This is a genomic window from Paenibacillus tundrae (assembly GCF_030812775.1).
Lineage (GTDB): Bacteria > Bacillota > Bacilli > Paenibacillales > Paenibacillaceae > Paenibacillus > Paenibacillus tundrae_A.
This window is the reverse complement of the sequence record NZ_JAUSTI010000003.1, coordinates 133,505-153,363: the sequence shown is the minus strand read 5'-3', so window position 1 is coordinate 153,363 and position 19,859 is coordinate 133,505. Positions and strand designations below refer to the sequence as shown.

The window sequence follows — 19,859 nt, the reverse complement described above, 5'->3', positions numbered from 1 at the left end:
CTTTAAGCCCAGAATTTGCGCCGGTATCGGCTTGGTGATAGTCCGGTAAATTTTTTAAACACTTTGCAAAAGTAACTATGATCCGAATAACCTACCATGCTGCTGATCTCAGAGATAGTCACGTCATCTGATCGTAGAAGCTCCTCTGCCTTTTCAATTCGAATTTTGTTCAGATATTCGTTAAAACCTTCTTTTTTGTGAGAAGAGAAATAACTGGATAAGTACGATGGATTAAAATGAAAATGCTTCGCTACGTCAGCAAGCCCAAGGGGCCGGTCAAAATGCTCATGCATATATTCCAACAACATCTTCATGTTGGGATCACTTCTACGACTACCTTCACCAGAAGTACAAGCTTGCACTTCTCTCATGAATGAATCCAGTACATCTATCGCTTCACGAAGCGTGGTTGACCCGTCTACATTTTTGAAATATGTGTACTTGCTCTCTTCTAACGCGCTGGATTGAACATCCATATCTGAGAGAGTGATCGTCACGTTGAAGATGAGATTACCGAGGAAAGACTTAATGCCAAACACATCTGCAATATAGTCTCTACCAAGAGTCTTCGCATGATCCTGCAAATATTCTCTCGCTGCCTCTGTGCGATTGCGTTTAATATGCTGTAAGAACATATTCACATTAAACTGATAACCAGCTGGATGCAGAGGTGGAAGCTCACTGTACACCAAGAGAGGACGATCCTCAAAATAAAAACGATACTCCATCAGTTTGACCAGATGATTCCGATACACTTCACCCATCGCTTCAAAAGAACTAAAGCTATCGCTCAGCGCCCAAGAAGAACCGGGTTCCCCTGCTTCATGGTCAACAGCTAGATGTTTGATCCGGTCAACTATCCAATCATCCTTCACAGGATCAACATTAAGTAGTACAACTGGCAGCTCACCTTCAGCTGGTACAAGCGCGCACTCTACATCTGGCAGATGTCTCTTCAACGCTAGTGTCATCTGTTCTTTGTCTATAAGCGTATGCTGCTTCGTAGTGGAATCCTTAAGTCGGAACACGAGCAGACGGAAGCACGTGTGCGGAAACGTCTCTTGGACGACATCCATCTCTTCATCCTCACTGAGCGTGAAGCCTGAGAGCATTTTCTCCATTAATTGTCCAAGACGCCAACCATCATGCGAAGGTTCAAACTGCAATTCGGGAATTTTGCCCGCCGTGCGCTGAAGCACCTCTAACAATTCATTCGTATCCAATTTAGGTTTCAAAATATAATCTGCCGCTCCATGCTGAAGGGTCGAGCGAACATATTCAAATTCACTAAAGCTGCTAAGTACGATTACTTCGATCTGTGGATGACGTGCTTTTAATGTACGAACAAACATCTCACCATCCATGACAGGCATCACAATGTCGGTAATAACAATATCCGGATTCAGCATACGAACCTGCTCAAGTCCTTCTTCACCATTGGAGGCTTCGCCTACGATCTGAAAGCCTTCGGCCTCCCAATTCATATGATGCTTAATCCCTTGTCTTACAAGAAATTCATCGTCAACAATCAATACCTTACACAACCGGTTCATGATCGCGACCCCCTTATCTAGTGTTCCCTCTATATCTCTACAAATTATACCTTATTCATATCGTGTATGCCGCAGTTACGTGTTAGCGGTTACACAAAAATCAGTGTATTTACACCTCTTTTTATATCCTATGAAGCTTCCATAATTCTCCTTTGCCTCTGAGGTCAAAAGTACCAGAGATCCCTATAGTATATACCTATATTACACTATTTTTCGACAAAAAAAGAAGCCCCGGCCAAGTTGAAACATTTTGGCGTCTCAGGACTTCTTATATTACCTTGATTACCTACTAAGGTTCAATCCCCCATTGCAGATTTCCAGCAATATAACCAGTTACTTTAGACCAATCCTCATATGTGGAGTGGCTACTAGCGAAGGAATAGTCATCGGTCTGCGTGTAATTAGTCCAATTGTGTTTGGAGAAGCGTGTTTGAATTTCTGTACTTTGACCCGGAGCAAGTGTACCTGCTGTACTCGTAAATCCGATTTCAAGAACATGATCGGCTCCGGTTACCGGTGTTGGAAGGGCACTGAAGGTACCCGTCACATTCGCGCCACCAACGGTTGCCCAATCACAGAAAAAGTTCTGTGGTTCATTACCGTTAATGGTGTAATAATAACGGATCTTTACATCTTCCAGATTAAGCGCTGTGGTACCTGTATTGGTTAACTTAAACTTAGGAATAATCGAACTGCCCATTGCGGCTGTTGACGCATTATACATTTCGATTCGCACAGTACCCGTTGGCTCTGGATGAGGTGTCGTTGTTTTTTTAACATTCAGATTCAAATTGCTATCGTTACCTGCACTAAACACAAAACGGAATGTGGTCTTGCCCACAGGTAGTGTGGCTAGATACGTTTTGCTTAAAATCACTTGGCTGCCTAAAACGGTATAATCTGTACCTTCGGTCAGTGTACTGTTGCCTACACGGATCGAACTTAACGTATTTCCGTTTAGTGTCAAGTTAATCGAAATATCAGCCTGATGTTCTGTAGCCAGATCAAATTCAGCTGTCGACGGATGAATAGAAGAATTCGATACAGGAGGATTTCCTCCTCCACCATTGTTCCCACCAACTGGATCAGCGTATAGGATGCCACGTCCATTGGTTCCCAAATACACTCTTCCGTAAATTCGAGGATCTCCAGTAATGGTGGTTACACGAGCATACTGGTGCTGGTCATCGTTAATGCGTACCCAGCTTGCACCGCCGTCATCTGAACGGAAGAAGCCACGTGTACCATCAATTTGGGCGATTGTGTACAGAGCAACGACATCCTGTCCGGGAGCTGCTTTACCGAAACCAATGCTATCAGCTTCCTCCACATTAGACAATTTGCTAAAGCTAGCTCCCGAATCTGTAGAACGCCATAGTCCATAAGGGCCACTTTCCTCATTACCACCCGCAAACCAGATTTCTCCCTCAATGCCTGGAACGGCATCCAGATCTGAATTACCATCCACAGGAAGGCCAGTTGCTGCCGAAGTCGTAAACGATACTCCACCATTGACACTTACGTAGATTTTGCCCGCAGCAAATGCATAAAACTTATTTGGATTAACACGGTCGGATATGACTTTAGCCTGTGCAGGTATGCCAGAGCTTGCGATCCATGAGTTACCACTCGTCGCAGAGTAGTACACACCTTTATCTGGCGTGCTCCAGACCAGACGATTTCCATCTGCAGAGATCGCTACAGTGCCACCCCCTGCTGTGCCAGCAGGCTCAGCATTGGCTTTATACCACGTCGTTCCACCATCGCTAGATAAACCGATTGATCTGGCATTTGGATCTGCACTGTAATCAGCTTTACCTACGCGTACCATCGTTCCTGGACTTAGCTCCGCAAAATCAAGACTTTCTGTTGAAGCATAATTGGGGTTCGTAAAAATTGTTGCAGGGGCTTGATCCAGATCATCATGACGGAACCCTGCAACATCCCCCACGCCGCTGATTAGATGTGCTCCACTAGGTGGACTGATTAAATCCAGTACAGCTATTTCCTCCAAACCTTTGGCTTTCACGGAAATATCAATTTTCGTATCTTTATCCCAATTCGTTAGATTATCACTTCCATATATCGTTGCACCCGTTCCATACATCATACGATCCGAATCAAAGGGGTCAATCTCCAGGTCACCGATCATCCATCCAAGCTTAGGAGACACTTCCGGTGGAGCGGGATTGACGCCGAATGTTAACCACGGGGCTGCTGATATGTCTTGTGTATAACGCATTTTACGGTTGGGATAACCGTCGAATTCCCAGATTCGTGTCCAGGTATTCCCCCCATCCTTACTGCGAAACAAATTGGCATCAGGCCACCATGAGTTCAGGGTAGCAACCATTAACGTGCCAGGGTTTTGTGCATCTACTGTGAGTCCACCATACCCAAAATAATTATCTGAGCTGCTGCTTGGCACCGGACTGATGTTGATCCATGCACCTGTTGTGGTATTAAACTTCCACACGTCGCCTTTCTCGCCATCATACGGACCTACTCCGTCGCTATATGAGATATAGAGGCTACCATCCGAATCCAGCACACCATGGTGTGGCAAGAAGCCTGTCGGTTGGCCTGGAACCGCCGTCCAGGTCGTACCTGCATCCGTGCTGCGATAGATACTTTGGTTTTGGTCAGCCACACCTACGTAGATTGTCTGTGTAGCTTGTCCTGATGAACCGGTCGTTTTATCAAAAGTGATCCATGCTAGACCGACAATATCACTGGTGTAATCGTTGCTAGGATCTTGTACGTAGGTTCCTGGATTCGGAAAGCTCGTCACTTTGCTCCAGGTTACTCCATAATCTGTGCTTTTCCAGAGCCCGTTGCCGCTTCGCGCACCAAAGTACAAAATACGATTATCATTCGGATCAATGACCAGCCGTTCTCCCATCGAACGTCCTGGCATATTACCGCCAACCTTGAATGGGAGAGTCGTTGTCTGCCAAGTATCACCTCGATCCGTCGATCGGAGGATGGAACCGTTATTTTGATCCCATGAATTGGTGTACGTTCCAACAGCCATATATACCCGATCAGGATCAATTGGATCTGTTGCAAGAGCATCTACCCCATTTTTGTTCCAGTCGTCCCAGCCGACAAAATCAGTCAGCGGAATCCAGCTCTCATTGGACGGATTCCATCGATAGGCTCCTCCAATATCCGTACGAGCGTAGATTAGGTCTTTCTCAGATTCATTGAAAATAATCCCGGGAACAAAGCCACCACCCGCACCTGTCACTACACTTTTCCACTGATAGGGCTCCGATGGTGCAGCTTCCGTTGTACCTACCAGTATTCCTAAAGATGCTGTAGCCACAACAAGCGTTAGGCTGATCACCCGCAATTTCCCCAAAAACGTTTTCATTTAACTTCGCCTCCTCTTCAATATGTTCATTACATCCGGTTCAATCCTGCTGTCTCAGGATGACTTAATGCGTAAGCATATCGTATTTCTAGCCCTATGCCCTCATATTGGAACAAGCCCCACCTCCTCTCCTTCCTCTTGATTAAGCGCTTACAAAAACAACTAAAGACCTACCATTTACAACCTCTCTTGCACGCCATTACCGACTTAAATGATGTAAAATATTATCAATAAATAACATTCGTTGGCAAAAATAAAATTCCTGCTCCAATTCTTGTCATACACTCATTTTTTCGGTGAATTTTTTGTCGTATCAAAATACAACAAAAAGGCTAACCAGTAGTCACTGGCTAACCTAAGAAGGTCTTACTTATATGCGATAAAAATATTCTATATGATGCTGAGATCGATGGCTAAGTCATCCATCCAAAAACAGGTATAGGCCAATTTACTGTTCAATCAACTCCACTACTCGTTAGTTAGACGACTGGAGCTGCCATAACGATTGGTTTTCTGCCCCTTCACTCCTGGCTTAATGACAAATACAGAGCCTGCATCTGGGGTTTCCAAGAGTCGCTCATCGGAGATACCAATTCTTGCAGTCGTAATGAAGAGATCTTCCAAGTCTATACCGCCAAAACAACACGAGGTCACCTGATCAGCAGGCACCACGATCTGTTCAAGCAGTTCAGCTGTATCAGGGTTCCAACGTGTAATACGTCCTCCGCCCCAATGCGCGACCCATAACATCCCTTCTGCATCTACTGACATGCCATCAGGATAACCCATTTCCTCAGGAATGGAGATAATTGAAGTACGATTGGCGATGGTACCCTCTTCCAAATTATAGTCGAACCGATCTATGGATCTTGTAGGTGTGTCTATATAATACATTGAACGATGATCCACACTCCAGCCCAGACCATTAGAGGTGGAGATATGATCGACCATTTTTCTAACTGGCTTACCTTCCTCTAAACAATATAAGGCTCCCGTTTCTCGATCGCCATTGCCCATCCCCATCGTCCCTGCCCAGAATCTTCCACGGGCATCACACTTACCATCATTGAAACGGTTCGTTTCGATGCCGTGTTCCGGATCTTCTTCGATACGTTGAAGTTGTCCTGTCCCCAGATGAAAGGCATGAAATCCAGTTCGCAAAGCCACGATGACTTCATCTCTACGATAAGGAACAACGGCTCCTACATGTTCGCCCACATCATAAGCCTGATCACTACCTGTAGTCGGATCAAAGACATGTACCTTGAAGCCTTCGATATCGACCCATAACAAGCGACCTTGTTCAGCGTCCCAGCTTGGACCTTCTCCCAACAACGCATGACTATGTACCGCAATGTTCAAGCTACTCATTTCATCGCATCCTTTCTATAAGCGCATGTTTAAGTCCAGGTTCCCGTGCCGAGAAGAAAGAAATATAGCAAACTTTTGCACAAATAAATCTGTCCGTTACTTGGTTCCACCTGACCATTCGAATCCAACCGCATCTAGAAACGCCTTCGTCAACACCATATGACCTGTTGCATCTGGATGTACCCGGTCATACGTCAGAACCGCAGTATAATAATGATCCCAGAATGGAGCAAAAGCAGCCTGTGTGTCTACGTAGATTGCATCGAATTCCGCAGCAACTCTGCGTACAGCTTCACCATAAATGTCCATCGTGGCACGCATTGGATCTTCTGGATTCGCTTCCAAATAATAAGGCGTCATAAGCACAAGACCTTTTAAACTTGGACGAACCGATGCAACCAACTCTCGCAGTGTGGTCTCATATTCCTCAAGGAATACATGTGAGTCTGTTGCTAATGGATTGTCAAATTGACGCCATACATCATTAATTCCGATCATGATGGTCAACCAGTCTGGTTTAAGATCAAGAACGTCCCGATCCCAGCGTTGCTTCAGATCACGAATCGTATTCCCACCATTACCCACATTTTGCACACGTAACATCAACTCAGGATATATGGAACGAAGCAGAGCATACACTTGGGCAACGTAACCGTGTCCTAGACCATTGCTTCCTTCTCCGACAGGATGTTCACGGCCGCAATCTGTAATCGAATCTCCGATAAAAAGGACTTTATCATTTTTTTGAAATTTCATGATCAATTTCTCCTCTGCATTCAGGCATGATGAAGCATGTTAAGGATAGTGATGAGATTCAACTCTCAGCATTTACCAGCCTTGATTTTTCAACCAGGTTAGACATAGTCCAGACCAAGCGCTTACAGCCAGATTGTCCTCTGCAAGCCCTAAACCATGAGAGCCCTTCTCAAACACGTGCAAATCATACGGAATACCATGTGCGCCTAGTGCAAGAGCGTAACGCAAACTATTTTGGACAGGAACCGCTCCATCATCGCTTGTATGCCAGATGAATGCTTCAGGTGCATCCGCCTTCACTTGCTTTTCCGCACTATACGCTATAACTAGTTCGTCTGAAGCCTCAGGACCTAATAGATTTTCCCGAGAACCAGCATGTCCATAAGATTCCATCGTGATGACCGGATAACACAGAATAATTCGATCCGGGCGTGAACTCACACGTTCAATTGGATCAGCATGCGCGGGTTGCCCTTCATCGTATACCGTTCCCAGCATAGCTGTCAGATGACCGCCAGCCGAGAAACCAAGCACGGCAATTTTAGAAGGGTTAATACCGAAATCTTCTGCGTGGGCACGAACATATCGGATAGCCCGTTGACCGTCTGTTAGGGGTGCAGGTTGCTGATGTGGTGCCACGCGATATTTGAGCACAAACGCACTAATGCCCGCACGATTCAACAATTCAGCAATTGGAGCGCCTTCATGGTCGGCTAGAAAGCCATATCCGCCTCCTGGGCATATAATGATAGCGCTCTCGGAACCCGGTTGAATAAAAGGAATCAAATGAGGCATTTCATCCTCATGCCCAATTGCTGCATAAGGTGCAGCGTGATCCCATAATGGAATAATTGATGTCAATTGAACTCATCCTTTCTCTCCGTACAACGGTTTCATTCCTTTGCACAGGCTGACTACTTTTGGAATTGATACCATCATAACGGCAACCTGCTTCGAGCATCAATATCTGTACAGCATCATTATTAAGGGCTTGTCTCAAAACTCCCTAGTCATGTGGTTATAGGTTACATGAATTATGTCCACATGCATAGTGAGATTTGGCATAATTGTAGATATAAAGGTTAGTATAATGTTCGAAATTGTTCAGGCGTTACATGTTCAATACGACGAAATGTAGCGACAAAATGGCTTGCGTCACGGAAACCAACCCTGGCAGCCGTTTCTTTAATCGTTAGCATACGATCTCCAGTCATGAACTCTTTCGATTTGCGAACACGCAAAAGAATAAAATAGCTGTACGCCGTCATACCGAAGGATTGCTTAAATAGAGTATTCAGATGTCTAGGTGTGATTCCAAGGATCGCTGCCATCTCTTCCAGTCCAATATCTGGATCAGCATAATGCCGCTCCATATAGGCTATTAACGGGGCGAGTCTCTCAACTGCATGTGAGATCGATGAGCGACTGCCTTTCATGCCATGTTTTTTCAATAGAATCAAAAATCGATACATATCCGCAGAAGCCTCTAGTCCAGATAAATCCTGATCACTTCCTATTGAACCAAGCACTTGTCTACCGTAATGCTCTGGCGGACTATCTATTTCCCATTGATAGATAGCCGCCTCTCCCAAACCAAGCCCCTCCGTAATCGCAGAACATTGCGACCCAGCAAATGTAATATACAAGGTCTCCCAATCGCCTTGGGAGCGCAAGTATTCATGAGGCACGTTTGGCGGCATTAATATGCCGGATGACTCCCCCAAGATTAAGGTTGAACCGGCAAATTTGAACTCTCCAGCTCCCTTAACCGTCTGCAACCAGTGATAACAGGGGTATCCGGCGGGTCTTTTCACGCTCTCTTGGTTCCCATTATAACCAATGCTCTCGATGTAAAGCGGAAGAGTCTGATCCCTTGAAGTCATAAAGTAACGTTCATGCTGAGCTGATATGATCACATACTTCTCTCCTCATCATTGCAATTGTATCATTTCCATATTCTTATATGCGTCATTACTTTTCTTATATTTTAAATGTTATATGAATCATATATTATACAATTATTCTTATACAAGAGGTGAACACATTGATTAGTCACAAATTGCCCAAAATGTTCTATGGTGGAGACTACAACCCTGAACAGTGGGATCACGAAACCCATCTTGAAGACCTGAGAATGTTCAAATTAGCGGGCATTGATATGGCAACCATCAACGTATTCTCTTGGGCATTAATTCAGCCTGATGAGGTTACTTATAATTTTGAAGGTCTTGACCAATTAATTAATAGTTTGTATGAAAGCGGTGTCTACGTATGCCTCGCTACAAGTACAGCAGCTCATCCAGCTTGGATGGCCAAAAAATATCCGGATGTGCTCCGTGTAGATGCTGACGGACGTAAACGTAAGTTCGGTGGCCGTCATAACTCTTGCCCAAACAGTCCGACCTATCGCAAATATTCAGAGAAAATCGCTGATAAGCTTGCTGAACGTTACAAGGATCATCCTGCTGTTCTGGTATGGCACATCTCCAACGAATACGGCGGAGACTGTTACTGTGACAACTGTGAGAAAGCGTTCCGTGTGTATCTGAAAGAACGTTATCAAACACTAGATCAAGTGAACAAAGCATGGAATACCAACTTCTGGGGACATACCTTCTATGATTGGGACGAGATTGTGCTTCCAAGTAACCTAAGTGAGCACTGGGGTAACAACAATTCTACATTCCAAGGCATCTCGCTGGACTACTCCCGTTTCAACTCTGACAGCATGCTGGATTGTTATCGCCTAGAATATGATGCAATCAAAAAACACATCCCGGATTCTGTTGTAACTACGAATCTAATGGGATTTTTCAAACAACTGGACTATTTCAAATGGGCGAAATATATGGATATCGTATCTTGGGACAGCTATCCTGGGCTTGCGACGCCATTCAGTTTCACCGCAATGGCGCATGACCTCATGCGAGGACTGAAGGACGGTCAACCATTTATGCTAATGGAGCAAACACCAAGCCAACAGAACTGGCAACCCTACAACTCACTGAAACGTCCTGGCGTAATGCGCCTGTGGAGTTATCAATCCGTTGCACATGGTGCAGACACCATCATGTTCTTCCAGCTTCGTCGCTCCATTGGTGCCTGTGAGAAGTATCATGGTGCGGTCATTGAGCATGTAGGACATGAGCATACACGTGTATTCCGTGAAGTTGCTGAGCTCGGTAAAGAATTACAATTACTTGGCGACAAAACATTGGATGCTACTGTTGAATCCAAAGTAGCCATTGTATTCGACTGGGACAACTGGTGGGCGATTGAAAAATCAAGTGGCCCTACAGTTGCTCTGAGCTATGTAGATCAAATTCACAAATACTATGCTGCGTTCTTCCGCCGCAATATTCAGGTGGATATCGTTAGCGTGGATACCGATCTAAGTAAATATGACATCGTTCTTGCTCCAGTCCTATACATGGTGAAGCCTGGCTTCGCTGACAAACTGGAGAAATTCGTTGAAGCAGGTGGCACATTCCTGACAACCTTCTTCAGTGGTATTGTTAATGAGAGCGATTTGGTGACTACTGGTGGCTATCCTGGAGAGCTTCGCAAGTTGTTAGGCATTTGGGTCGAAGAGATCGATGCTTTATTGCCTGAGCAAAAAAACAGCATTGTGCTCAAAAAAGCCTATGGTGATCTGCAAGGGGATTATCAGTGCGGTATGTTATGTGATCTCTTGCACAGTGAAGGTGCAGAGGTCATCGCGGAGTATGGAGAAGATTTCTACCAAGGCATGCCTGTCGTGACCCGCAACAAATTCGGTAAAGGGGAAGCGTGGTATGTTGCCTCTGATCCAGAAGAGCGCTTCCTAGATGGTCTGCTTGGACAACTGGCGGCTGACAAAAACATTCATGCCCTACTGGAAACTCCGGAAGGTGTTGAGGTTAGCGCACGCACCAAAGATGGTAAGCAATACCTATTTGTTATGAACCACAATGCTTCAACTCAATCCTATGATTTGGGTGCAACCAAGCTCCGCGAGCTCTTGACAGATCGTGAGCTGACAGGCAACGTTGAAATTGAGGGACGTGGCGTTCAACTGCTCGAAAGTAATTCATAAGAACTTATCGAAGAAAAATCATATCGAACAAGATCTTTCCAAAAGAATTTATTCGATACAAACTGTCACCTCTTGATCTGTAGTTCTACTATTTTATCGTAAAATCACGATGCTATCTGCAATATTCTTCTGTTCTCTGCGGAGTTCAGGAACTGCTACTTCCCGTATCCGGCTATGCCGGGTACGGTTTTTTCGTATCATTGTATAGAAGGAAATAGTGCATTATAGCTCGAATTGGACGATACACACATTCTATGAAGCTCTACCTTTGAAACGGAGTGACTGACATGAATAAAATAAACCGGCTAGCCGCCATTGTTATGGCTCTGCAGCACGGTCACGAAACGGCACGCTCATTGGCTGACAAATTTGAAGTGTCACGGCGTACCATTTTACGGGACATCCAGTCCCTGTCAGAGATGAATGTTCCGATCATCGCCATATCCGGCCCGGGTGGTGGCTTTCAGCTCATGGAGGGGTATGTGTTACCTCCGCTGCAATTAGATCCTGTCGAAGCTGCAACGATTATTTTCGCACTTGAGGGGATAAGTCACCATGTGCATACACCCTTTCAGGATTCACGTTGGACTGTCATGGACAAGATCAGAGGTATTATTCCAGAGGATGTTATGGCTAGAATCGACATTATGCTGAACCAGCTAAATCATCGAATTCATGAACATAATGAACATATCATGCACTTTGAGCCTTCTAAGTCCTCCGTACCTTATGAAGGCTGGGCTGAGTCTTCTTTAATTCGAGTGAAAGCGCTATTGAACCATTCAGCAATGGTTGAAGCACAGCAAGACGAGCATATTGGAGAAGAGATGACCGAGGTCAGCCCTGGTCTATGGGAACTGTCTTTTCTCTGTCCATCCGAAGATTGGTCATGGATCGTACGTTTCTTTTATCGATTAGGTAAGGGAGCAGAGGTCGTAGAGCCTGAAGAGCTTCGGAACGAAATACGCCAGCATGCTGCAGACGTATTTCAATTATATGCATGTTCTTCCAACCGCTGTTGAACTATACTAAATCAACGATAAAAGGAGGATTTCACTTCATGATTAACGACCCTATCACAACTTATGAAGAAGCGGTTCAGCGCATCCAAACCATAGGCATACTCCCACTAGCACCTTTATTCCCCGAGTATCCTTCACTCTCTTCACTAACCCCACAAGAGAATTGGCATAAGGATAACGCACTTGACCCGTGGCTCTGGCGCACACGCTTCGCCGAAGAGGGAATCGCCGCGTACGGAAGGACTCGAAGAAGGCAAAGTGGCTTGGAACAGCTCAGCCTATGAAACTACAGGACACTGGATGAATTCTCATGGCGTACAGCCATTCGGTGGTAGCATTGCCGAAGCTCAGACATTACTCGTAAGCAAGCTTGAACCGCACACTCCCCCAATCGCTCTATCCAAGATAAAAAAAGCGTTAGGTATTCATTAAAATGGAGACAAATAAATCCCAGTTACCGCACAAAGTGGGTAACTGGGATTGCGCAAGACATATCGAAAGTATAAGCTCATGGGAACGATCCTACTTTAATGAATGTTATTCTTTCAACTATAAGATTACCCCATCCTTAAATATGGCAATCTCTCGAAAACCATGTTGCTCGCTCAGCGTCTGACTCCGTCCAGAAGCGATGTCGATCAATTGACTGAACAGTTGAATCTTCACATCATCCATTGTCTGCCCTTCAAGCAGTTGGCCTGCGTTAAAGTCAATCCAATGCTTTTTACGGTTCGCTAGTTCAGATTGAGTCGCAATTTTGACAGTAGGTACAGGCCCACCAAACGGTGTTCCTCGTCCTGTCGTGAACAGCACGATATGAGCACCAGCAGCAGAAAGCGCTGTTACCGACACGAGATCATTGCCTGGTGCCTCTACTATATTTAATCCGGTTTTTGTTACACGTTTACCATAACGCAACACATCAACAACCTCAGAGCGGCCGCCCTTCTGTGTGCATCCAAGTGACTTTTCTTCTAATGTCGTGATGCCACCAGCCTTATTACCTGGTGAAGGATTCTCATATATATTCTGACCATGATTAACAAAGTATTGCTTAAAACCATTAACTAGATCGACCAAGTCCTCAAATACTTGCTCATTAGCAGCACGATTCATTAATATCGTCTCTGCACCAAACATTTCTGGCACCTCTGTCAGAATCGCTGTCCCCCCTGCCGCGACAAGCATATCAGCTACTGAGCCGACAAGTGGGTTGGCCGTAATGCCTGATAATCCATCAGATCCCCCACACTTTAAACCAATTTTGAGCTTGCTAAGTGGGAGCGGCTGGCGCTTTTCTTGTTCAGCACCTTCTACCAGTTCCTCCATCAGGCGTAGTCCTTCCTCCAACTCGTCGTCTGTTTCTTGAGCTTTGAGAAAACGAACCTTGCCCTGATATTCAGGCGCAATGCATTCACGGAACTGGTCTACCTGATTGTTCTCACAGCCAAGACCAATGACCAGCACTCCGCCTGCATTCGGATGTTCAACCAACGAAGCAAGCAATTGCTGTGTATATTTCAAGTCATCGCCGAGCTGAGAGCATCCAAACGGATGAGGAAAATGGAATACACCGTCTACACGATTGCCGAACTGGGACTGACCCATTCGTGCTAATGCTTCACACACTTTATTGATGCAGCCAACAGTATTTACGATCCAAATTTCATTACGTATGCCTGCTTCACCATTAGGACGAAGATAACCATCGAACGAACGCAGATGTTCGGGAGGCATCTCTGTCTTAGAAGCGAGTCCTGGATTATACTCATAATCGAGCAATCCATGCAGACCGGTTTTTAGATTATGGCTGTGAATCCAGCTTCCCTGCGCAATTTGTTCCTTCGCTACACCAATGGAGAACCCATATTTCATCACATCTTCGCCAGCTTCGATATGATGCACCGCAATCTTATGACCTTTGGGCACATCATCTAGCAGAGCAAAAGAAACATCATCAGGCAATACAATCGTTTCGCCTTTTGTGTATTCGCGTAGCGTTATAATGACATCATCCTGAGGATGGATTGCAATCCAGTCCTGCACTGTACTTGTTGTATTCATAGACTCTCACCTTTCAGCAGCGAAATTTCGTGTACGAGCGCTTCTCGCAGCCCTTCACGTTCATCCAAGTTTTCGCCCCAGATGGATACATCGGATAATACGGAACCAATAATACGATCTAATTGCTGCTCATTGCTATTCAACGTATCGTAGTCTTCCCAGTACCCAGCTAAGAGGGATAGCACCTGAGAGTCATCTCGTAAGATAAATGACTCTCCGTTCAAGCGTTGTGTCTGATACCCCTCCGGCGTACTCACTGGGCGGTACAAATATAACAGCCCTGCAAATCCACGCAACAAACGGGACGGCCAGTTGCCTTCATTTTGTTCGTAAGAGAGCAGTGTTGGCAGAACACGAACCTTGAACTTACCAATGGTGTTTAACGCAATATCCTGTAATTTATGATCAATGTATGGATTGAGGAATCGTTCAAATATTTCTTCTGCATATGATCCTAAATTGAGATCTGGCATATTTAATGCAGGGATAATCTCTTCATGCACAGCTTCCCTGATGAATGATCCGAATTGTGGGTCTTCCATCGTCTCCCGCACATGCTGCTTGCCCTGAAGAATACCTAAAGAGGACATAAGTGTGTGTGCACCGTTTAGAATACGTACTTTACGAAGCTGAAACGGCTTCAGATCCTTCACCCAATGTACATTTAATCCTGCTTGCTTCAGGGGCAGCTTCTTGTCCAACGCTTCATCCCCTTGGATCGCCCAAAAATGATAAGGCTCTGCTGTATTAATTAGCTGATCCTCATATCCCCAGCGATTCGTCAACGCATCTGCTTCGTCCTGTGTTGGGGCTCCTGTAACAATTCGATCCACCAGGTTGTTTAAGAATAAATTATGCTCCTTAATCCAGGTGCGAAAAGCATCTGAATAACCAAAATCCTCACTGTGACGGAGGACGCAGCTACGTAACACATCTCCATTACCTTCGAGAAGTTCACAAGGAAGATGAATTAATCCTCTAGTTGAGTCTCCTGCAAAACGTTCAAACCTTCTATGGAGAAACACCGTCAGTTTGCCTGGGAAGGATTGAACCGGCTCCCCTTCTACATATTCCGAAGATATATATTTCAGACCTGACTCGGTCGTGTTGGAAATAACAAACTCAAGCGATGGCAGCTCCGCTAGCTCTAAGAAATCCTGCCATTCTTCATATGGATTCATGCAGCGGGAAAATATGGAGATTAGCTCTGTGCGCTCCACAGGTTTACCATCGGACAACCCGCGCGTAATCATCGTGTACAATCCGTCTTGCTCTCTGATCTGCTCTAACTTCGCTTTCCCTCCAGGGCGAGGCTGCGTCACCACGATGCTGCCATGAAATTTGCCTTGTCTAGCACTCTCGTGAAGCATCCAGTCAGCGAATCCTCTGAGGAAGTTGCCTTCACCAATTTGTAGAACTTTGACAGGGCGTTCAATGATTTCCTTGCACTTCCGTTGTCCATCATTACCTAACAAATTTAACTTTAATCTTGGACGTTTGGTGCTAGCCGACATGAGCACTCACCTCATTATTTATTTATCTTCAGCGGAGGGTAATACGATCTTATCGCATCCGTTGAAAACGCTTTAAATTCATTGTATCATCAATAAAAGGAAATTAAATTGCTTATAATGCGGTAAATATACTCTTTCATGATCATATTCTCCTCTGGATAGCTGAGTAATGATTGGAAAGGAGACAGCATGAATCGTTCACCTGTTCGTACAACCATTCAGGCAGAATCAGGCATCCCATTTCGATTGGTGTATGCAGATACCAAATCACCCCAGAACGAATTGCCCGATCATCTTCACGATTGGCATGAGCTTATCTATGTATATCGTGGTCAAGGAACTATTTTTATCGACATGGGGCTTGAGGATATGACTGAGGGGGATCTCTTCATTATTCCGGGAAACACGGTGCATCGAGCCTTACCTGATGAAAAGAACCCCGTCACCTCTTCCGCGCTGTTCTTCAGCCCAGGTTTATTAGCGTCTGCGGCTGGTGTCAGTTCATCCGCATTACTAGCCCTATTTGAACGTTGTCGTAAACGTCGAGTGTATAAACGTCATCTATCCTCAGCCGAACGTTCCACAGTCGCTGCATTAATTGAAGATATTCAACATGAGTTTGAACTGAACAATCATCTTAGCGCACATGCCGCGTTGCTCAGATTTCAACTATTGTTGATCACTCTAGAAAGGCTTGATGCCACAGATCCCGAGAATCCCCCTCGCCCGGTACCTGGACCAAGGTGGTTATCTGCGACTCTAAGCAGTATCGACGATAAACTTCGTAACGGCTTATCTCTGCCAGAGCTCGCGCAACAAGCTGCAGTTTCACCTGCCCATTTCAGCCGTGCCTTCAAGAGATATACGGGCATGACACTAACCGACTATGCACTTGCACGTCGGGTTATTATGGCTAAGGAGCATCTGCTCAAAGGTGATGCAACAATGGCCTCTATCGCGGATGCCTGTGGATTCGAGAGCCTACCTCATTTTTATCGTCAGTTTAAGAAGCTTACGGGAACCACCCCAGCAGCCTATCGGAGAACGATGAGTAGTTAGCAGATGACTCTAAGACCTATGTTTTTTCATCCTTTTAGGGTGACTCATTTTTGAAGTGTAACATATTCTTCCATACACCTCGTATGGTATGATAAGGGGCAGACATCATCTTTGGATCAAGCCAAAGATGGTTTGGAGGTAATCCTATACGTCCTCCGGACGTTGTGGAACTCCCTTCTATGCGTATATACGATTACATTACAAACGGAGTTGACCTTATCGTGCTGATCAAATTTCTGATTTTTGGCTTACTCTGGCAGATTGTAGGTAATCCCATCGTAGCTATCCTCATCCTTCTTCTTATTTTGTATTTCTTGGATCGTCGTTACGTGGGAGTATTCCCTAGCTTCATGAAGCCACTCAAGCGGTTACGTAGTATTTCACGATTACGCCAGCAGATCGCCATGAATCCCAACGAGGTTTCCTCCAAGCTGGATCTGGCTCGCCTATTAATTGAACGCAAACGTTATGAGGAAGCAAATGCCATATTACTGGAGATTGAGCGCCCTTATGAACATTCGGCTGAATACTGGGAAGCACTAGGTACAACCGAGTTGCATCTTGGGAAAATCCAAGAAGGAGAACAACATATCTTGCAGGCATTAGATATTAATCCAAGGGTGAAGTATGGTCGTCCTTATCTTACGCTTGCTAGCAGCTTCAAGGATCAAGATCAGACTAAATCTTTGCATTACGTGAACCAGTTCCAAGAGATCCATTCATCATCAAGCGAAGCTTATTACCTACTCGGCTCGGTATATCGCTCCCTTGGAAGAAACGCGGATGCAAAGCAAGCTTATGAACAATCCTTGAATGTGTACCGTTCGCTTCCTAAGTACAAGAAACGTCAGGAACGTCGCTGGGCTGTGCGAAGCTGGTTCCGCAAACGAGGACTGTAGCCTGCTTGTCTATGCCTGCTACAGTGTTTACAGCAAATATATGTCTATAAATTGTAAGTGCACGGAGCTTTGCCAGTGGCATCGTACCGTGCACTTCTTTTTAATTCCAGGCGTCAACAACGTAAAATTTTATCCCCTCACTAGCAAACCACCATTATATCGCTTGTACTAGTAGTTCACGCAAACGCCCCTCATGGAGAGCCATCCAATCTGCACGTTCCTTCAGCTTCTGGATCTGCTGCACAGCTACGGCAGGTTCATCCGTACCTTCAAACATGCGACTAAGAAAATGCATCACAACATCTAGACTTCGTAGCAATATAAGCTGCGGTATGGCTTCTCGTTCAGTAGGCTGCAAAGTAACATTCTCACAGAATCCCTGAATCATCGCCTCCAGTGCAAGCCACATCCATTCTTCATCCTGATCTTGTGTTAACAGGTCTGACATTGGAACAGCGAGCTCCATCACTCGCAAATCCCATGTAGCAAATTCAAAATCAAGTATGGCACAGATCTGTCCCTGTTCATTAGTAAGTACATTCGATGCATTCAGATCACCATGAACCAGTTGGTGTGGCAAATGCTCCATTCCATTCAACGCTTCAAATAGAGCCGGTAATACCCTAGCTAACTCTTGCATATCATCCCCACAAGCATGAAGTTCTGGAGGTGGTGTCTGACATAGCTGCATTAATTTATGTGGAGTGCACAGTGGGTAGGCATCTTGAATCTGATAATATGGCGGATAAGCAGGCTTGAGTATGATATCCAGTTTTGACATTGCCGAAGATAATGCTCCAGCAGCACTGCCCAGTTCGAATAGTTGCTCAGGGGTATTCCACACTGGGTTACTTCCTGCACAATATCGAAATAAAGCTACGATCTTATGCTTGCCAGTCAAGTCCTGAATGGGCAAATAGGTTTTTGTATGCTCATCGATCGTTATTTCGACAGGGGATGGCACATTGATCGCAAAATTGGAACGTCCCAAGGTTAGCAGCACCTCATGCTCAAACCTAATCTTGGCTTGATCATTATGCGTTTCATATTGCCGAAGCACATAACGTTCGCCGTTCATTTGTACGATATACGTAGAATTGTTCATTCCCCCACTTCCACGCTCTGCTTCCCAACTTGGCTCCATTGTATATGTGGACAGCACACGCTGAATTAGCTGTTGTTCTGGATCATCTGAAGGACGTAAATGAATGTTGTGCACAAAAAAAACTCCTTTACCTTTCATTATCAACTGACCTGTTCAAACTTAAGATACTCCTCCTAAGGCAGAGAATACTTATATATTCTCATCTTAACGGAAGCAGGTAAGCGGGTCTAGTGATTGAAAGACTTCGCCATCATCCCCAAAAGTGTACCATCCTTAGGAAAAAGGAATATAGCCTGTTCGGTTTAACTGATCAGCAATGACACGATATCCTCTAGCATTGGGGTGTACCCGATCCCAGAATAATAATTCACGTTCATGTCCCACAAACCGGTCATACACCTGCGCGCATGCATAGTACCTTGATCCCGCACCATTCAAGAAGGAATTATATTGTTGTACCCAGTATGCCGCCTCTGCCGCTTGGGGGAACGGGTTGTACAATCCAATCGTTCGCACCATGTAGACACTATTGCCCTTCAACTGGCGGATCTGCTTCATAATCTGCGAAACATGATTGCGTGTATCTCCCAGCACCTGAGTCATCTTGCTTGTACCCGGAACGCCATTACTTGCTTTGAATGTTCGAATGAGATCATTACCCCCAATGGATATTGTGATGATATCTGCTTCTCGAAGCGATTGACGCACCCTATTATGCGAGGACACCATCTGTAATAGTTCTCCCGAGGTTAGCCCGTTCACACCCATGTTATCCATGGATACAAAAGTTCGAACGTTGATCTCTGCCATTCTGCGATACAAAGGAACAAATCCCGTGCCTAGCAGTGCTCCTGTACCTACGGTTAATGAGTCCCCGATCGCCGCATATCGATATACCATCACCATCGCTCCTCTCTACATGCTCATAACTCACTCATTGCTATAGTGTATGAGGAATCGAAACACATAGCGCGGGACAGTGTCCTTGGGCATTCACCTTTATTTAGCCTATAAAATGAGTTGATAATATTCACCCTACCACTCCAAGGACAGAACAATCTCTCT

The 19,859-nt window shown here is 45.2% G+C and carries 16 protein-coding genes; 6 read left to right on the top strand and 10 right to left on the bottom strand.

Going from position 1 to position 19,859, the window contains the following annotated elements:
* Positions 1-2 precede the first annotated feature (2 nt).
* The 6 genes from J2T19_RS06445 to J2T19_RS06420 form a co-directional block, all read right to left on the bottom strand.
* Positions 3-1,553 carry a response regulator transcription factor gene (locus tag J2T19_RS06445; protein ID WP_307214199.1) on the bottom strand — a complete coding sequence of 517 codons (1,551 nt, stop codon included), beginning with the start codon at positions 1,551-1,553 and terminating at the stop codon, positions 3-5.
* Positions 1,554-1,842: 289 nt separating this feature from the next.
* Entirely contained in the window at positions 1,843-4,929 is a 3,087-nt protein-coding gene (locus J2T19_RS06440) for a cellulose binding domain-containing protein (RefSeq protein WP_307214198.1), read from the bottom strand.
* Positions 4,930-5,397: 468 nt separating this feature from the next.
* Positions 5,398-6,300, bottom strand: a complete 903-nt coding sequence (locus J2T19_RS06435) for an SMP-30/gluconolactonase/LRE family protein (RefSeq protein WP_307214197.1) — start codon at positions 6,298-6,300, stop codon at positions 5,398-5,400.
* Between the two features lie 96 nt (positions 6,301-6,396).
* On the bottom strand, positions 6,397-7,056 hold the full coding sequence (locus J2T19_RS06430) for an SGNH/GDSL hydrolase family protein (RefSeq protein WP_307214196.1): 660 nt from the start codon (positions 7,054-7,056) through the stop codon (positions 6,397-6,399).
* 72 nt (positions 7,057-7,128) lie between these two features.
* The gene (locus J2T19_RS06425; RefSeq protein ID WP_307214195.1) at positions 7,129-7,917 is read right to left on the bottom strand and encodes an alpha/beta hydrolase; all 789 of its coding nucleotides are present in this window, start codon (positions 7,915-7,917) and stop codon (positions 7,129-7,131) included.
* Positions 7,918-8,138: 221 nt separating this feature from the next.
* Positions 8,139-8,972 carry an AraC family transcriptional regulator gene (locus tag J2T19_RS06420; protein ID WP_307214194.1) on the bottom strand — a complete coding sequence of 278 codons (834 nt, stop codon included), beginning with the start codon at positions 8,970-8,972 and terminating at the stop codon, positions 8,139-8,141.
* Positions 8,973-9,100: 128 nt separating this feature from the next.
* Between J2T19_RS06420 and J2T19_RS06415 the strand changes: the two genes are divergently transcribed.
* The 4 genes from J2T19_RS06415 (at position 9,101) to J2T19_RS06400 (ending at position 12,585) form a co-directional block, all read left to right on the top strand.
* On the top strand, positions 9,101-11,131 hold the full coding sequence (locus J2T19_RS06415) for a beta-galactosidase (RefSeq protein WP_307214193.1): 2,031 nt from the start codon (positions 9,101-9,103) through the stop codon (positions 11,129-11,131).
* Between the two features lie 287 nt (positions 11,132-11,418).
* A complete protein-coding gene (locus J2T19_RS06410) occupies positions 11,419-12,153 on the top strand; it encodes a helix-turn-helix transcriptional regulator (protein ID WP_307214192.1) in 735 nt (244 codons plus the stop codon).
* A gap of 38 nt (positions 12,154-12,191) precedes the next feature.
* Positions 12,192-12,437, top strand: coding sequence for an AlkZ-related protein (locus J2T19_RS06405; RefSeq protein ID WP_307214191.1), 246 nt, complete (start codon positions 12,192-12,194; stop codon positions 12,435-12,437).
* A complete protein-coding gene (locus J2T19_RS06400) occupies positions 12,412-12,585 on the top strand; it encodes an AlkZ-related protein (RefSeq protein ID WP_307214190.1) in 174 nt (57 codons plus the stop codon). The genes J2T19_RS06405 and J2T19_RS06400 overlap by 26 nt, the downstream gene beginning before the upstream one ends.
* 117 nt (positions 12,586-12,702) lie before the next feature.
* Here the strand turns inward: J2T19_RS06400 and J2T19_RS06395 are convergent, their stop codons facing one another.
* Positions 12,703-14,217 carry a UxaA family hydrolase gene (locus J2T19_RS06395; RefSeq protein WP_307214189.1) on the bottom strand — a complete coding sequence of 505 codons (1,515 nt, stop codon included), beginning with the start codon at positions 14,215-14,217 and terminating at the stop codon, positions 12,703-12,705.
* Positions 14,214-15,731: a tagaturonate reductase gene (locus J2T19_RS06390; RefSeq protein WP_307214188.1), complete on the bottom strand. Its 1,518-nt coding sequence runs from the start codon at positions 15,729-15,731 to the stop codon at positions 14,214-14,216. The genes J2T19_RS06395 and J2T19_RS06390 overlap by 4 nt, the downstream gene beginning before the upstream one ends.
* A gap of 189 nt (positions 15,732-15,920) precedes the next feature.
* On the opposite strand from J2T19_RS06390, the gene J2T19_RS06385 reads away from it, so the two are divergent.
* Together J2T19_RS06385 and J2T19_RS06380 are read left to right on the top strand one after the other, a co-directional pair.
* Entirely contained in the window at positions 15,921-16,790 is an 870-nt protein-coding gene (locus J2T19_RS06385; protein ID WP_307214187.1) for an AraC family transcriptional regulator, read from the top strand.
* Between the two features lie 221 nt (positions 16,791-17,011).
* The gene (locus J2T19_RS06380; protein WP_307214186.1) at positions 17,012-17,689 is read left to right on the top strand and encodes a tetratricopeptide repeat protein; all 678 of its coding nucleotides are present in this window, start codon (positions 17,012-17,014) and stop codon (positions 17,687-17,689) included.
* Between the two features lie 154 nt (positions 17,690-17,843).
* On the opposite strand, the gene J2T19_RS06375 is transcribed toward J2T19_RS06380, so the two are convergent.
* Together J2T19_RS06375 and J2T19_RS06370 are read right to left on the bottom strand one after the other, a co-directional pair.
* On the bottom strand, positions 17,844-18,908 hold the full coding sequence (locus J2T19_RS06375) for a phosphotransferase (protein ID WP_307214185.1): 1,065 nt from the start codon (positions 18,906-18,908) through the stop codon (positions 17,844-17,846).
* A 159-nt stretch (positions 18,909-19,067) separates the two neighbouring features.
* The gene (locus tag J2T19_RS06370; RefSeq protein WP_307214184.1) at positions 19,068-19,694 is read right to left on the bottom strand and encodes a GDSL-type esterase/lipase family protein; all 627 of its coding nucleotides are present in this window, start codon (positions 19,692-19,694) and stop codon (positions 19,068-19,070) included.
* Positions 19,695-19,859: the final 165 nt, after the last annotated feature.

Bases quoted from the DNA above. Each gene is read 5' to 3' on its own strand.
- J2T19_RS06445 (WP_307214199.1), bottom strand. From the start codon at position 1,553: ATGAACCGGTTGTGTAAGGTATTGATTGTTGACGATGAATTTCTTGTA.
- J2T19_RS06440 (WP_307214198.1), bottom strand. From the start codon at position 4,929: ATGAAAACGTTTTTGGGGAAATTGCGGGTGATCAGCCTAACGCTTGTT.
- J2T19_RS06435 (WP_307214197.1), bottom strand. From the start codon at position 6,300: ATGAGTAGCTTGAACATTGCGGTACATAGTCATGCGTTGTTGGGAGAA.
- J2T19_RS06430 (WP_307214196.1), bottom strand. From the start codon at position 7,056: ATGAAATTTCAAAAAAATGATAAAGTCCTTTTTATCGGAGATTCGATT.
- J2T19_RS06410 (WP_307214192.1), top strand. From the start codon at position 11,419: ATGAATAAAATAAACCGGCTAGCCGCCATTGTTATGGCTCTGCAGCAC.
- J2T19_RS06405 (WP_307214191.1), top strand. From the start codon at position 12,192: ATGATTAACGACCCTATCACAACTTATGAAGAAGCGGTTCAGCGCATC.
- J2T19_RS06395 (WP_307214189.1), bottom strand. From the start codon at position 14,217: ATGAATACAACAAGTACAGTGCAGGACTGGATTGCAATCCATCCTCAG.
- J2T19_RS06390 (WP_307214188.1), bottom strand. From the start codon at position 15,731: ATGTCGGCTAGCACCAAACGTCCAAGATTAAAGTTAAATTTGTTAGGT.
- J2T19_RS06385 (WP_307214187.1), top strand. From the start codon at position 15,921: ATGAATCGTTCACCTGTTCGTACAACCATTCAGGCAGAATCAGGCATC.
- J2T19_RS06370 (WP_307214184.1), bottom strand. From the start codon at position 19,694: ATGGTATATCGATATGCGGCGATCGGGGACTCATTAACCGTAGGTACA.